Origin of the sequence: Rhodococcus sp. 05-339-2, assembly GCF_002258965.1 — a bacterium.
Lineage (GTDB): Bacteria > Actinomycetota > Actinomycetes > Mycobacteriales > Mycobacteriaceae > Rhodococcoides.
The window spans coordinates 351,314-365,450 of sequence record NZ_NOYW01000021.1 but is presented as its reverse complement, the minus strand read 5'-3'; the positions used below and the strand labels follow the sequence as shown (position 1 = coordinate 365,450).

General features: G+C 65.9%; 14 protein-coding genes and 1 other RNA gene. 7 read left to right on the top strand and 8 right to left on the bottom strand.

The genetic code is table 11. From position 1 onward, the window contains the following. Positions 1–10 precede the first annotated feature (10 nt). Entirely contained in the window at positions 11–1,579 is a 1,569-nt protein-coding gene (locus CH273_RS26230) for an alpha/beta hydrolase (RefSeq protein ID WP_032394434.1), read from the bottom strand. 80 nt (positions 1,580–1,659) lie between these two features. Here CH273_RS26230 and CH273_RS26225 point away from each other — a divergent pair, with 80 nt between their 5' ends. From CH273_RS26225 to pip, 4 genes are all read left to right on the top strand, one after another. Then, positions 1,660–3,390 carry an NAD+ synthase gene (locus CH273_RS26225; RefSeq protein ID WP_032394717.1) on the top strand — a complete coding sequence of 577 codons (1,731 nt, stop codon included), beginning with the start codon at positions 1,660–1,662 and terminating at the stop codon, positions 3,388–3,390. 118 nt (positions 3,391–3,508) lie between these two features. Further along, entirely contained in the window at positions 3,509–4,360 is an 852-nt protein-coding gene (gene panB, locus CH273_RS26220; RefSeq protein WP_032394435.1) for a 3-methyl-2-oxobutanoate hydroxymethyltransferase, read from the top strand. Between the two features lie 41 nt (positions 4,361–4,401). Continuing rightward, positions 4,402–4,854: a hypothetical protein gene (locus CH273_RS26215; protein WP_032394436.1), complete on the top strand. Its 453-nt coding sequence runs from the start codon at positions 4,402–4,404 to the stop codon at positions 4,852–4,854. 1 nt (position 4,855) lies between these two features. Next, positions 4,856–5,812: a prolyl aminopeptidase gene (gene pip, locus CH273_RS26210; protein WP_032394437.1), complete on the top strand. Its 957-nt coding sequence runs from the start codon at positions 4,856–4,858 to the stop codon at positions 5,810–5,812. On the opposite strand, the gene CH273_RS26205 is transcribed toward pip, so the two are convergent. From CH273_RS26205 to CH273_RS26185, 5 genes are all read right to left on the bottom strand, one after another. Beyond that, complete coding sequence (locus tag CH273_RS26205) at positions 5,802–7,232, bottom strand: RNB domain-containing ribonuclease (RefSeq protein ID WP_032394438.1); 1,431 nt, start codon at positions 7,230–7,232, stop codon at positions 5,802–5,804. The genes pip and CH273_RS26205 overlap by 11 nt on opposite strands. Positions 7,233–7,234: 2 nt before the next feature. After that, positions 7,235–7,417: a hypothetical protein gene (locus tag CH273_RS26200; RefSeq protein WP_032394439.1), complete on the bottom strand. Its 183-nt coding sequence runs from the start codon at positions 7,415–7,417 to the stop codon at positions 7,235–7,237. A gap of 60 nt (positions 7,418–7,477) precedes the next feature. Continuing rightward, an RNA gene (gene rnpB, locus CH273_RS26195) (RNase P RNA component class A) lies at positions 7,478–7,918 on the bottom strand. 25 nt (positions 7,919–7,943) lie between these two features. Beyond that, complete coding sequence (locus tag CH273_RS26190) at positions 7,944–9,347, bottom strand: MFS transporter (protein WP_032394440.1); 1,404 nt, start codon at positions 9,345–9,347, stop codon at positions 7,944–7,946. Further along, on the bottom strand, positions 9,344–9,922 hold the full coding sequence (locus CH273_RS26185; RefSeq protein WP_230596649.1) for a TetR/AcrR family transcriptional regulator: 579 nt from the start codon (positions 9,920–9,922) through the stop codon (positions 9,344–9,346). The genes CH273_RS26190 and CH273_RS26185 overlap by 4 nt, the downstream gene beginning before the upstream one ends. A 71-nt stretch (positions 9,923–9,993) precedes the next feature. On the opposite strand from CH273_RS26185, the gene CH273_RS26180 reads away from it, so the two are divergent. Together CH273_RS26180 and CH273_RS26175 are read left to right on the top strand one after the other, a co-directional pair. Further along, the gene (locus tag CH273_RS26180) at positions 9,994–10,518 is read left to right on the top strand and encodes a DUF1697 domain-containing protein (RefSeq protein ID WP_032394441.1); all 525 of its coding nucleotides are present in this window, start codon (positions 9,994–9,996) and stop codon (positions 10,516–10,518) included. After that, complete coding sequence (locus CH273_RS26175) at positions 10,515–11,765, top strand: SLC13 family permease (RefSeq protein WP_032394442.1); 1,251 nt, start codon at positions 10,515–10,517, stop codon at positions 11,763–11,765. The genes CH273_RS26180 and CH273_RS26175 overlap by 4 nt, the downstream gene beginning before the upstream one ends. Positions 11,766–11,772: 7 nt before the next feature. On the opposite strand, the gene CH273_RS26170 is transcribed toward CH273_RS26175, so the two are convergent. Further along, entirely contained in the window at positions 11,773–12,375 is a 603-nt protein-coding gene (locus CH273_RS26170) for a hypothetical protein (protein ID WP_032394443.1), read from the bottom strand. A gap of 90 nt (positions 12,376–12,465) precedes the next feature. Further along, a complete protein-coding gene (locus CH273_RS26165) occupies positions 12,466–13,164 on the bottom strand; it encodes an SDR family NAD(P)-dependent oxidoreductase (RefSeq protein ID WP_032394444.1) in 699 nt (232 codons plus the stop codon). Positions 13,165–13,201: 37 nt separating this feature from the next. On the opposite strand from CH273_RS26165, the gene CH273_RS26160 reads away from it, so the two are divergent. After that, the gene (locus CH273_RS26160; protein ID WP_230596651.1) at positions 13,202–14,125 is read left to right on the top strand and encodes a helix-turn-helix domain-containing protein; all 924 of its coding nucleotides are present in this window, start codon (positions 13,202–13,204) and stop codon (positions 14,123–14,125) included. The last annotated feature ends 12 nt before the right edge of the window (positions 14,126–14,137 follow it).

The following is a 14,137-nucleotide window of genomic DNA, read 5'->3' as shown; positions in this document are numbered from 1 at the left end:
AGCTAGCACGTCAACACCGCAATCCGTCCTCCGGCGGCACCAGCTCGACGAGGTAGTTCACCAAAGGCTCGTCGACGCAGTCGACGCCGGAGAAGGCGACCGTGTGCTGCGTTCCGTCGTACGTCACCAGATCCGCACGCAGCTGCGCCGCCAGCTCGACACCTGCCTGGTAGGGCGTGGCCGGGTCGTTGGTCGTCGAGACGACCACCAGCGTCGGCAGTCCCTCGACGTCGACGATGTGCGGATCACTGGTGTTCGGCACCGGCCAGAAGGCGCACAGGTCCAGTGGCGCGCTGCCCGTCGCCCGACCGTCGTCCAGGTACGGCGCGGCGGCACGGAACCGGGCGTCCGCCTCGTCGGCCGCTGCGCGATCGGTGGTCGGTGGGCCGTCGACGCAACGAACCGCATTGAATGCGTCGTCGATGTTGGTGTAGCTACCGTCCTCGAGCCGGCCGGAGTAGGTGTCGGCGAGCCGGAGCAGCGTGTCGCCCCGACCATCGCGCAATTCGTTCAACCCGGCCCGGAGCAGACGCCACAGCTGCTGGGAGTACAGCGCTTGCTGGGCTCCGGTGATCGCGTCGTCGTAGCTGAGGCCACGGGGATCGGTCGTGTCGGCGGGTCGGTCGATCAGTGGGTCCACCAGGGACCGGAACTGCGCGACGGCCTGCGCCGGGTCGGTTCCGAGCGGGCAGGTCTCGGTCTGTGCGCAGTCCGCGGCGAAAGCGTCGAACGCGGTCTGGAATGCCGCCCCCTGGGCAACGGCCTCGTCGACGGGTGACTGGTCGGGATCGAGCGCACCGTCGAGCACCATCGCGCGCACGTTCGACGGGAACTCCTCGGCGTACGCGGTCCCGATTCGCGTGCCGTAGGAGTACCCGATGTAGGTCAGCTTCTCGTCGCCCAGAACTGCGCGGATGACGTCCATGTCCCGCACCACCTCGCGGGTGCCGACGTGCTCGAGCACGTCCGCCCCGGTCCGCTCCACACACTGCGCGGCGTAGTCCCGATGTTCGGCCTCGGTCGCCGCGATGCCTTCGGGGCTGACGTCCACATCGGGTTCGCGACGCTCCTGGTCGACCTCCTCGGACGTCAGACAACGGACCTCCGGCTCGGATGCTCCGATCCCGCGTGGGTCGAAGCCGATGCGGTCGAAGCGATCGGCGACGGCGGTGCCTTCGGCCTGCCCGGCGAGGTAGAGGCCCGACGATCCGGGCCCGCCCGGGTTCATCAGTACCGATCCGATCTTCTCGCCCGTCGCCTTCGTCCGTGAGATGGCGACCTCGATCGTCCTGCCCTCGGGGTCGGCGTAGTCCAACGGCACGGTCACCATCGCGCATTCGACGGCACTTCCCAGTTCGCTGCCGTCGGTGTTGTACCGGTCGCAGCTTTCCCACTCCAGCGTCTGGGTGTAGAACGTTTCGAGCCCCGAGGGGATCGGGCCGACGGCGGATGCCGATGAGGAGCTGTCCGACGCACCGGAGTTCTCGGGAGTGGCTGTCGGCTCGGACGTGGAGCAGCCGACGGCCAACACGGCGACCGTGGACAGTGCCACGGCCGTGCTCCTGGTGCGCGTTCTCATGGCACGATCGTGCCAGGTCTTTCGGACCCTCCGCTCCCGCTGCCCGGCGGGGACGTCGTGCGAGCACTAGCGTGGATGCCGTGCAGGCACTTCGACTCGCCCTCGCCCAGATCAACTCCGTGGTCGGCGATCTTGCAGCGAATTCCGCAGCGATCGTCGAGTGGACGGTCCGCGCAGCTCACGACGGTGCCAACGTGGTGGTGTTTCCCGAGATGGCGCTGACGGGATACCCCGTCGAGGATCTGGCTCTGCGACCGTCGTTCGCCGCCGCGTCGGCGCACTGCCTCACCGAGTTGGCGACAGCCCTCGACGCTGCCGGGTGTGGCGATCGCATCGTCGTGGTCGGCTACCTCGATCGCGACGCCGAGGGCTCGCGGAACAGCGCGGCAGTGATCACCGACGGACGGGTGACGACTCGGTACGACAAGCACTCGCTCCCCACCTACCGAGTGTTCGACGAGGCACGCTACTTCGCTCCGGGATCCGGCCTGAGCATCACGACGGTGAACGGCCTGCGGCTCGGCGTCGTTGTCTGCGAGGACATCTGGCAACCGGGCGGGTCCGTGCCCGCCTATGCCGCGGCCGGGGTGGACATGCTGCTCTGCCTCAACGCCAGCCCCTTCGAGCAGGGGAAGGACGAGGTGCGTCGCTCCATCGCCCTGCGACGGGCCACCGAGATCGGCGCTCCGATCGCCTATGTCAACGTCGTCGGCGGCCAGGACGAGTTGGTGTTCGACGGGGCGAGTTTCGTCGTCGGTCCGGACGGCTCCACCTGGGGTCGCTCCCCGCAATTCGTCGAGCATCTGCTGATCGTCGACGTCGATGCTCCGACGGCACCACATCCGGATGCCGCCGAGGTACCCGGCTGGACCATCGATCGGGTCACGCTCCCCGACGTGGCGGTCACCGGCTGGCAGCGAGCCGAGCCGTTCCTCGCAGAGATCGTGAGCACCGAGGAACAGGTGTGGGGCGCACTGGTGACGGGTCTACGAGACTACGTGCACAAGAACGGTTTTCGTTCGGTGACTCTCGGATTGTCCGGCGGTATCGATTCGGCGGTGGTCGCTGCGATCGCCGTCGACGCCCTGGGCCACGATGCGGTACACGCAGTGTCGATGCCCTCGACGTACTCGTCGACTCACTCTCGCACCGACGCAGAGGATTTCGCGTCGCGCACGGGTGTTCATTTCCGCGTCGAGCCGATTGCCGACATGGTCGCCCGCTACGTCGACCAGCTGCATCTGACCGGGCTCGCCGAGGAGAACATCCAGGCGCGGTGCCGGGGCATGGTGCTGATGGCACTGTCGAACAGCTTCGGCCATCTGGTGTTGGCCACCGGCAACAAATCCGAACTGGCCGTTGGCTATTCGACGATCTACGGGGATGCCGTCGGCGGCTTCGCGCCGATCAAGGACGTGCCGAAGTCGCTCGTGTGGGATCTGGCGCGGTGGCGAAACAAGTCCGCGGCCGACCGTGGGGACATTCCTCCGATCCCCGAGTCGAGCATCGACAAGCCGCCGTCCGCAGAGCTCAGGCCGGGGCAACTCGACACCGACTCGTTGCCCGATTACGACGAGCTCGACGCCATCCTGTTCAGGTACGTCGACCACGACCAGGGCTTCGAGGACATCGTGGCGGCCGGATTCGAGGCCGCGGTGGTCGCGGACATCCTGCGCAAGGTCGACGCGTCGGAGTACAAGCGGCGTCAGTATCCGATCGGCACCAAGGTCACCTCTCGTGCGTTCGGACGTGACCGCCGCATGCCGATCACCAACGGCTGGCGGGACTACGCGGCGCGCGGCGGGGTGTGACCAATTGCACTGCCGGTAGCGGTCCGGCAGGTCGTGAGCAGTGGCAGACTTGCCCACGTCATCACACCCCATCCCGGGGACCCGCCGAGCGGGCCTCGAGGACCAGAAAGGGACAAAGATGTCCGAAACTGCTGTGTACGGCGGATCTGCTCAGGAAGCACCCTCCACCGCGCTGACCCGCAAGACCCGCACCCACCACCTTCTGCAGATGAAGGCCGACGGTGAGCGCTGGGGAATGCTCACCGCCTACGACTACTCCAGTGCCCGCATCTTCGAGGAAGCCGGAGTTCCGGTTCTCCTCGTCGGCGACTCGGCGGCAAACGTCGTCTACGGCTACGACACCACCGTGCCGATCACCGTCGACGAGCTCCTTCCGCTGGTCCGCGGGGTGGTCCGCGGCGCACCGCACGCCCTCGTCGTCGCAGATCTGCCCTTCGGCACCTACGAGGCCTCGCCGCAGCAGGCACTGGAAACCGCTGTCCGGTTCATGAAGGAGGGTCTCGCGGGCGCAGTCAAGCTCGAAGGCGGCGAGCGCGTGGCCGCTCAGATCGCCGCGATCACTGCCGCGGGCATCCCGGTGATGGCCCACGTCGGCTTCACCCCGCAGAGTGTCAACACCCTCGGTGGCTTCCGCGTTCAGGGTCGCGGAGACTCGTCCGAGCAGCTGGTGGCCGACGCCATCGCAGTCCAGGAAGCGGGAGCATTCGCCGTCGTCATGGAGATGGTTCCCGCCGACATCGCCGGCCAGGTCACCCGCAAGCTGACCATTCCCACGGTCGGCATCGGTGCGGGCAACGAATGCGACGCGCAGGTTCTGGTGTGGCAGGACATGGCCGGATACACCAACGGTAAGACCGCGAAGTTCGTGAAGAAGTTCGCCGACGTCGGCGATTCCTTGCGGACCGCGGCAACGACGTACCTGTCCGAGGTGCGGTCGGGTGTCTTCCCCGGGCCCGAACACAGCTACTGATCGTTACCGTCTCCGTCGGGTGCGGATGGCACACTCGGACCATGAAACTCAGACGGGGTTCGACCTTCGAGGCACGGAGAAGCGCAGTCGCAGTAGTCGGCGCGGCTGCGCTCCTCACGCTGATCGGTGCGTGCAGCACGGATACGACCAACACCGGTTCGTCGTCGACGACGACGACGACTGTCGTGCCGACCACCACGGTCAGCGCACCGCCGGCGGAAGCAGTGATCACCGATGCCCAGAAGCAACAGCTGTGCACCGATCTCGAGGCGCAGCTGTCCAATTGGCGTGTCCAGGGGCCGACGCTCGGCCGGGGCGGGCTCAACATACTGGTGCAGACCTGGGCGGCGCAGAGCGGCGTCATCAACCTGCAGGTGGTGCAGAACCGAGCGATCGTCGACGACATCACGACGGAGACGTGCTCGGACGTGCGGGACGAGGCTATCCGCTCACTGGACATTCCGGACCTCGCATCCGGTCTGGTGGGCTTCTAGGATGCGTTCTCTGTATCCCGAGATCGATCCTGTCGACACCGGACACCTCGATGTCGGCGACGGACAGCAGATCTACTGGGAAGTCTCCGGCAATCCCGACGGCGCTCCGGTGGTATTCGTACACGGCGGTCCCGGCGGGGCCACCAATCCGTTGCAACGGCGGTATTTCGACCCGCAGGCCTATCGAATCGTGTTGTTCGATCAGCGGGGCTGCGGGCAGTCGACCCCGCACATCGCCGACGGCGCCGATCTGTCGGTCAACAGCACCGACCGGCTGATCTCGGACATGGAGAAGCTGCGGGAACATCTGAGCATCGACACGTGGTTGGTGTTCGGCGGTTCCTGGGGCTCGACGCTGTCGCTGGCGTACGCACAGTCGCACCGGGATCGCGTGCGAGGACTGATTCTGCGGGGGATTTTCCTGGTGCGGCCGTTGGAGATCGACTGGTACTACGGCGGCGGGGCAGGCCACATCTTCCCCGATCTGTGGGAGAAGTTTCTCGAACCTGTTCCGGAGGACGAGCGCGGCGGCAATCTCGTCGAGGCATACCACCGGCAGTTGACGTCCGACGACCGCGAGGCCGCTACGAAAGCCGCGGTGGCGTGGTCCACCTGGGAAGCGGCGACGAGTTACCTGTTGCCCAAATCGGATGCAGTGCAAGACAACTCGGATCCGCGGTTCGCCCTGGCATTTGCCGGTATCGAGAACCACTACTTCCGTAACAACTGCTTTCTCGAAGAGAATCAACTGCTACGTGATGCCCACTTGCTCGACGGCATTCCAGGTGTCATCGTGCAGGGCCGCTACGACGTCGTGTGCCCGGCGACGAGCGCGTGGGCGCTGCACAAGGCCTGGCCCTCGGCAGATCTGGTGATCGTCGACGACGCCGGGCACTCTGCAGCCGAACCCGGCATCGTGCATCACCTCGTCGAGGCGACGGATCGTTTCAGGCAGTGACGGCCGGGTAGTCGAACCGGACTGTGCGCGAGTCGGTGTCGGCCCGGGTCAACCGGACCTTCACCGACTCCCCTGCGGGCGGTTCTCCGTCGCACTTGCCGAGAACGATCGGCTGCGACACCAACACCTCGGCGTCCCGCTTCCCCTCGGCACCGCGCAGCACGACGGCCGAGAAATGCTCGCCCACTCTGTCTTTCAGGACGTGCGCCTCGGTGAGGTCGATGCAGGCGCGGTCCACCTTCGACGCCGCGGAATCCGATCCGCGCATGATGGCGGGTAACTCCGGCAGCGCCTGAGCCGCCCAGTCCGGTACCGGCACTTCGGCCACGACGGCCAGGCACACCTCGGTGGCGAAGCGATCGGACAGCCGCCGCAGTGGTGCCGTCACGTGCGCGTACGGCGCGCCGATTCCCGAATGCTCGACCGATGTATCACTGTCCACAGGGTTCGTCGTGCGGTCGAACGCGAGGTAGTCCGCACCGCGCAGCAAACCGGTCGCCTGGGTCATCATCGCCAGTGTCGACGGCTCGTCGGTGGCCAGACCCGCCAGCACAGACCCGGCGGATGCGCCTGCGGGCCAGTCGATCCCGAGGGCTGCTGCCGTCTTCTTCAGTGTGTCCACGGATTCGGACGAGGCAGGCGGGAGGGTGCGCACGATACCGATTCCGCCGTCGAGCATGATTCTGGCGGCGCACATTCCCGTCAGCAGCGATATTTCGGCGTTCCACCCGTCCACTGCGGTGCGTGGTTGCAGGACGATGCGCCAGCCTCGCCCGTCCGGCACCACTTCCTGCTCGGGCAGGGTGATGTCGACGGCTCCGCGCCGTCTCGCTGCAGCTGCGCGCTGGGCCCCGAACTCGGCCAACGCTGCGATGGACGGATGCGGTGTCCCCGCGTCCACATCGGCCTGCACTGCGGCGTAATCGAGCCGGGCGGTCGATCGAACGAGCGCGCGGGTGACGGTCCACGCGGCCGCCTCGCCGACGTCGTCGAGTTCGATGGTCCACAGCGCGGCGCAACGCGTCTGTCCCTCGAGCAGGCTGCCCGAGCCCTCCGACAGCTCTCGTGGATGCAACGGTACGGATCCGTCGGGAAGGTAGAACGTCTGACCGCGTCGACGGGTTTCGGTGTCGAGCGCTCCCCCGGGCGTCACCAGTGCGCCCACGTCGGCGATCGCGTAGTGCACCACCAATCCGTTGGACGTCTTCTCGATGTGTACGGCTTGGTCGAGGTCCTTCGAGCCGGGCGGGTCGATGGTGACGAACGGGATGTCGGTGCGGTCGATTCTGCTGTCGGCGTGCAGGTCTCGGGCTTCGACCGCCTCGCGCATCACGTCTGCGTCGAACGCTTCGTTCAGTGCGAACTCGGATCTGATGGCCTCGAAGTCGAAGCCCGGGGCCCTCAGCCGGGTGAGCAGCACCGTCAGTTGTTCCAGTCGTCGTCGGAATCGGCGGCCTTGTTGCGCGCCGCGGCGATCTTCAGCGCCTGCTCCGCGGTGGCCTTGTCCGGATACGGGCCCATGCGGTCGAGGGCATTGGTCTGCTTGCCCTGTACGACCTGCTTGGTGCTGATGTCGTAGTACCAGGAGGTGGCGTCGTCGGTCATGACTTCCAGTGTGCCCCATGGAGCGACACCGCAGGAGAACTGCGGAAGAAATAGTGAGTGCGAACGAGTCGGCCTGTAAGCCGGATCCTGTCTGCCGTTCCTGCTTTCGCGGGTTCGACGTCGACGACCATCCATCTGGGCACACCGTTGCCGGGTACCTCGAGCAGTCCACCCGCAGGCTCGGGCGAGCAGCCCTCGAGCACCTGCGCAGCTGCACCACTTTCGGGTGCAGCCTTCGACCTTGCTCCGGGCGGGGTTTACCTAGCCATCCCAGTCACCTGGGATGCTGGTGCGCTCTTACCGCACCGTTTCACCCTGACCTGCCGTTCGATTCCGAAGAACCGATCCGCAGGCGGTCTGTTTTCTGTGGCACTGTCCCGCGAGTCACCTCGGGTTGCCGTTAACAACCGCCCTGCTCTGTGGAGTCCGGACTTTCCTCGGCTCGAAGCGCGACGACACTCGTTCGCCCGTCCTTCGAGCCGCAGCCGTCCGGCCAACTCGTTCGCGGTTGCGTACTCTACTCGGCTCACGTCGACGGCTCGGCGGCTGCCCGGCCACGAAGGACGGTGGCAGTCGTGACGGCCGCGGCAGCGGTGACGGCTGCGCCGACCCAGGCGGCCGACGTGTACGACCCCTCTGCGGGAGAGGTCGAACCCGAATTCGTTCCGGCGGCAAGTACCAGACCACCGATCGCACTACCGAACGCGAACCCGACACTGCGCACCACCTGGTTGATACTCATGGCACTCGACGTCTCCGCCGGAGGCACGACCGGCAGAACGACAGCAGGGATCGCAGCCGAGAAGCTACCTACGCCGAAGCCCAGAATTGCCATTGCCGCACCGAGTTCCAGAACGCTGGTGCGGGTCCCGGCGAACAGGGCGAGAGCCCCGAGAACGACGAGCGCGCTGACCGTCAGCGCATGGGCGGGCCCCAGCCGACGTAGTGCGCGGGGCATCAGCTTGCCCGCGAGAAACCCGGACACGGAGAACGGAACGAGGACCAGCCCTGCCGTGAAGACATCGAGCCCGAAGCCGTAGCCGGCAGCGGAAGGTGTCTGCGCGTATCGCGTCACGATGGTGAGCAGGAGATACATGCCTATGCCGCCCAGGAACATCGCCCCGTTCGCTCCGACCACGGCCCTACGGCGGAGCAACCGGAGCTCGACGAGCGGTGCCGAGCTCCTGAGTTCGACGCGGACCCACATTCCCGCGCTGACAACCGCGATTGTGGCCAGTATTCCCACCGCCCATGGGTGGCTCGTCCACAGCGCCGTTTCACTGACGAGAATCAGCACCAGGGACAGAGCGAGCGCGAGCAGCACTGCACCGGGAACGTCGATTCGAGTCGAACACTTCTGCGGCGAGGGTGGAATCACCTTCAGAGCAACAGCCGACGCCATCACTGTCAGAGCGGCACCGAGGCCGTATGCGGCGCGAATCCCACCGTGGTCGGTCAGAAACCCGGACAACGGGTAGCCCACGCCGACGCCCGCCGTCGATGCAACCGACAACAACGCAATGGTCGATCCAGAGCGCCTGTCGGACAGATGATCTCGCGCTACGCCCATCAGCATCGGGGTCAGCGCCAGCCCCACTCCCTGGGCCGCTCGGCCGAGTAGTAGCCACGAAAAGGGCAATGGCAATGCAGTCAGAAGTCCACCGACCGAGACGACGCCGAGTGTTCCCAGAATTGCCGCTCGTCGATGCGGACCCGATCCGAGACGGCCCAGAATCGGCGTCGCGACAGCGCCGGTCAGGAGAGCCACCGTGAGCGTCCACTGCGCACTCGACAGCGAGACATCGAAAGTGGTTGCAACACTGGTGATCAACGGAGCACCGAGACTGCCGACGGCGGCCACGACCACTCCGACGAACACCAACGCGAGCACGAGCAGTCGCGAGTCGCGGCACTCGGCGTCGGCGGTCATCGGTTCGTATCGCTCGTGATGTGGTCGAACAGTCCGGCCTGGATGCGAGTGCCGACTCCGTTCGCCCACGGTGCGTCGACGTCGTCGATCTGCAGGGCCGCACCACTGTTGAGCAGCATGCCGAACGCGAGAAACGCCTTGACGGTCACGGCATCGAGCCCGGTGACCTCCGCGACGGTGTTCCACATCCGGCCGAAGCCGGACCGCACCGCGTCTCGGACCTCGGGGTCGCCACATGCTGCGATCCCCTGTAGTTGCAGCAACAGTGAGGTTCGATCCTCGAGCATGCTGTAGTAGCGCTCCCCCATCGACGCCAACGCCTGTTGCCCGGTTTCCGTACCCGCCGCTTCGCGCATTCCGTTCGCCAACCGGTCGAAGGACGCGACGACCAATTCGGAGAACAGCGACCTCTTGGTTCCGAATATCCGAAAGATGTAGGCCTGGGTGATCCCGGCTGCCCGGGCGATCGCCTCGGTCGAACCGCCGTGGAGTCCGGCCGTAGCGAATTCGTCTGCTGCGATCCGCAGGATCTGCTCGCGACGGTCGGGTCCGGTCATACGTTCTCGCTGCGCCATGACAAGTAAGTTACTGGTTACTAACTACTTACTCAAGGGCGATTGTGGAGCGCTTCACTACAGTTCCTTTCATGAGTGAGTGGGTCGTGTTGCTGCGTGGCATCAATGTCGGTGGCATCAACATCAAGATGGCCGATCTTCGTGCGGCCCTGACGTCGGCCGGCTTCACCGATGTCCGCACTGTTCTCGCGACCGGCAATGTCCTGCTGAACTCCCCGCTGACTTCCGTCGTCGTGAAAGGACAGGTGGAGAACACGCTCGCCCAGGCGTTCGGCTATCAGGCCTGGGTTGTCGTCCTGGACGTGCCGACACTTCGGGCGATCGTGGAGTGCTACCCGTTCGACGCCGAACGGCAAGGGTGGCATCCTTACGTGGTGTTCGGAACCGACCCCACCCATCTGACCGAATTGTCCGCTCTCGCAGACGAACTCGATGTCGAGCTCGAACGTGTCGCTGCCGGACGCGATGTCGTGTACTGGGAGGTCCGCGCGGGGAGCACGACGACGAGTCGCTTCGGGAAAGCGACGGCCAAGGCGAAATTCAAGCCGACGACCACCACTCGAAATCTGCGCACTCTCGTGAAGATTCTCGCGTGACCGTTCTCGCCGCGGCACTGGTCGCAGCTGTGCTCGTTTTCGCGATCGTCCGACCCCGGGGTCTGCCCGAGATCGTCGCCGCGCTGCCGGCTGCCGCGATAGTCCTGGTCGTCGGCCTCGTCAGCCTCGACGCCGCACGCGAGCAGGTACTCGAACTCGCTCCGACCGTCGTGTTTCTGGCGTTCATCCTGATCCTGGCGCATCTGTCGGACGCGCTCGGAGTGTTCACCTGGATCGCGGCGAAGCTGCGAGGAGGTGCGAAGGGCAGCCCCCGCAGACTGTTGACACTCGTGTTCGCAGCAGCCGCATCGACCACGGCAGTACTGAGCCTCGACGCCACCGTGGTGCTGTTGACGCCGGCCATCATCGGTGCTGCTCGCGTCCTGAGAATGTCGCCGCGTCCACACAGTTACGCCACGGCGCACCTGTCCAATTCGGCGTCGACGCTGCTGCCGGTATCGAACCTGACCAACCTGCTCGCATTCGCCGCGACCGGACTCACCTTCCTGCACTTCACCGCTCTGATGGCATTGCCCTGGATATTCGCGGTGGCCATCGAGTTGGCGGTGTTCCTGATCTTCTTCCGCGAGGATCTGACTCGCACCGCCACACCGCCGGAGAGCTCGACCCTGCAGAGCGCCGAGAACGTCCCTGCACCCCGGACCACGCTGGTCATCCTCGCCGCGACACTCGTCGGTTTCGCCGTGGCAGGGCTGTTCGACGTCGAACCGTTCTGGGTGGCCGCGGTGGGATCGGTGGCACTGGCCATCCCCGCACTTCGAGGACGCCACACCAGTGCTCGCGCCATTCTGCGCGGTGCCGATCTACCGTTCTGTGGCTTCGTCTTCTTGCTCGGCATCGTCGTTCTCGGTGTCACCACAGGCCCGATCGGCGACTGGCTGGCCCGAATTCTGCCGTCCGACACCACCTTCGCCTCGCTGCTGGCCGCGGCCGCCATCGCGGCGGTGGCGTCGAACATCGTCAACAACCTGCCCGCGACGCTGCTGCTGCTGGCCGCATTCGGGGCCGACGCTCCCCCGGCACTGTTGTTGGCCATGGTGATCGGGGTGAACCTCGGCCCCAATCTCACCTACGTCGGATCGCTGGCGATCATGCTCTGGCGACGCGTCGCTTCGGCCAACGACGAGCCGGCAGATCTGCGAACCTTCACCGTGTTGGGCGTCATCACGACACCGCTGACGATCGTCGGTGCAGTGGCAGGCCTGTGGCTTGCACTGCAGGTTTGAGCCCCGGTCAGATCGAGCGCCGTACGCGGAGTGTCGTGACCGCCAGACCGACAGCGAAGACCACGCTACCGACCACCGCCCCCACCACCGGCAACAGCAGCCCGGCATGCACGGTGTCGAACAGCGGCGGTCCGCCGTAGATCTCCTGGCGTGCAGCGCCGGTCGGCCCGAGGTCATCGAAGTAAGGATCCGCGACCATCCTGATGCGGATCTCGGGAGGTCGACGTCGTGCCCACCATGCTGCCCCCGCGCCTACGAGGCCTCCCGCCACGAGTGGGGCCGACATGTGCAACGACCGGCCGTGAGATCGGCCGCGCAGAATCCATCCGACCGTGATCGAGACGACGGTCCCGACCAGAAGTGCCGCGACCGGAGCGACCAACGTGATCGGCCACCACGGCGGTCCTGACACGTACTGCACGTAGTCGTACACGCGAAAGTACCCGGAGTCGCCCGGATTCACAGGTGGTGGGGCATCGGCATCGATCCACATCCGGGGCACGCAGTATCGCCAGGTGAAGGCAACTGCCAGCCCTGCGGCGGCCGATGCGGGCGATGCGATTGCCATCCAGCGCGCCGCTGTGGGCTCGCGCTCGGCGTCAGTGAACACGCAACGCATCATCCCCCACTCGACCCGAGCGACATGCCGGTCCGACGCCCCACCTGTCGGAAGGCGCTCAGTGCCTTCTCGGTCGATGACTCACCAGCGAAGCAGACCCTGATTGTTTCCTACGGTGCCGGTCGGTCCGTCCTCGGCAATCGTGGCGAGTCGAACGATCTCGTCGGTGCCCTGCGCGACGTCGTGTGCTCCCTTGCCGCCGTTCAGATCGGTACGGGTGTAGCCGGGGTCGGCAGCGTTCACTCGCATCGTGGGGAGTGCGTGCGCGTACTTCACCGTGAGCATGTTGAGTGCCGTCTTGGACGACGCGTAGATCGGCGGCACCACCTGCCAGTCGAACCAGCCCTGCTCGATGGTGTCGTGGATGGATCCGACACCCGAGGAGACGTTGACGATTCGTGCGTTCTTCGAGATCTGCAGCAATGGCACGAATGCGTTGGTCACTCGAACGACGCCGAAGACGTTGGTGTCGAAGACATCTCGGGCGTCGTCCGCCGATCCTTGCTCGAGCGGCACGAAGGCCCCGGTGATGCCGGCGTTGTTGATCAGGACGTCGAGCCGTCCGTGGTCCACACGCACCTGGTGTGCGGCAGCGTCGACGCTGCCCTGATCGGTGACGTCGAGTTGGACGAAGGTGACGCCGAGGTCGGCGGCAGCAGCACGACCGAGCTCACGGTTGCGGGCACCGATGATCACGGTGTGGCCGGCACGCTGTAGGCGCCGTGCTGTCTCGTGGCCGATTCCCTTGTTGCCGCCGGTGATCATCGTGATTGTGCTCATGACGTCAACGCTAGGGCTCGGCGATCCAATCGAGAAGATGCCGATTGTCGGTAGGTCTGCCGGTACCACCCACGTCGTCGTCGAGGAGACGCACGTGGCCGAGTGGCACAGTGGGGAGATGACCGTAGAGCAGCAGGGACGCCGACCGGCGGGTTTCTCGTCGGTGCTCCGTGGCTGGCGTGACCGCAGCGCACCCGTTCCGTCCGACTCGACCGTCAGACCTCGGCGTTCGTCGGGACTACGCCGCGAAGAACTCGCCACCCTCGCCGGGATCTCCGTGGACTATCTGGTTCAACTCGAGCAGGGCCGTGCGTCGAATCCGTCGGCGGCGGTGGTCGCTGCTCTGGTTCGGGCCTTGGGTCTCGACCTCGCCGATGCCGGGGTGTTGTATCGAGCTGCCGGACTCGCGGCACCGTCGTCGGCTGTCGATCGATCGGTACCGGACAGTGTCGATCGACTGCTGGCCCGAGCCGACCACTGGCCTACGGCGGTGTACGCGGCGGATTGGTGGCTGCTGAGATGGAACGCGGCGTGGTCCGCGCTGATGGGCGATCCGATGGACCTGTCCGGACATTCACGCAACCAGGTCTGGTTCGAGATGACCGAGGACACGTCGTCGATGTGGGTCGATCCCGCACAACGAGAGCAGTATCGGGACGCGCTGGTCGGGGACCTCCGTGTGGCACAGATATCGCATCCCGACGACGCCGAGCTCGACAGTCTGGTCCGTGACCTTCGGGCCCGCAGCAACGAGTTCTCCGATCGTTGGCGCTCCGCACGTCCGACCGTCTACCGGGGAGCACGCAAGAGCATCGACCATCCCCTGGTTGGGTCGATGGTCCTCGATGGAGACGTGTTTCGGCCTGCCGGCTCCGACGTGCGAGTGATCGTCTACACCGCAGCACCCGGCTCGCGAGACGAGTCGAGACTGTTGTCGCTGTTGTCGCCCGGATCCCGTTAACGGAACCTAGCC

What these genes read in the sequence shown, in the direction of transcription:
- CH273_RS26230 (WP_032394434.1), bottom strand. Translation starts at nt 1,579, where the DNA reads ATGAGAACGCGCACCAGGAGCACGGCCGTGGCACTGTCCACGGTCGCC.
- panB (WP_032394435.1), top strand. Translation starts at nt 3,509, where the DNA reads ATGTCCGAAACTGCTGTGTACGGCGGATCTGCTCAGGAAGCACCCTCC.
- CH273_RS26215 (WP_032394436.1), top strand. Translation starts at nt 4,402, where the DNA reads ATGAAACTCAGACGGGGTTCGACCTTCGAGGCACGGAGAAGCGCAGTC.
- pip (WP_032394437.1), top strand. Translation starts at nt 4,856, where the DNA reads ATGCGTTCTCTGTATCCCGAGATCGATCCTGTCGACACCGGACACCTC.
- CH273_RS26200 (WP_032394439.1), bottom strand. Translation starts at nt 7,417, where the DNA reads ATGACCGACGACGCCACCTCCTGGTACTACGACATCAGCACCAAGCAG.
- CH273_RS26190 (WP_032394440.1), bottom strand. Translation starts at nt 9,347, where the DNA reads ATGACCGCCGACGCCGAGTGCCGCGACTCGCGACTGCTCGTGCTCGCG.
- CH273_RS26185 (WP_230596649.1), bottom strand. Translation starts at nt 9,922, where the DNA reads ATGGCGCAGCGAGAACGTATGACCGGACCCGACCGTCGCGAGCAGATC.
- CH273_RS26180 (WP_032394441.1), top strand. Translation starts at nt 9,994, where the DNA reads ATGAGTGAGTGGGTCGTGTTGCTGCGTGGCATCAATGTCGGTGGCATC.
- CH273_RS26165 (WP_032394444.1), bottom strand. Translation starts at nt 13,164, where the DNA reads ATGAGCACAATCACGATGATCACCGGCGGCAACAAGGGAATCGGCCAC.
- CH273_RS26160 (WP_230596651.1), top strand. Translation starts at nt 13,202, where the DNA reads ATGCCGATTGTCGGTAGGTCTGCCGGTACCACCCACGTCGTCGTCGAG.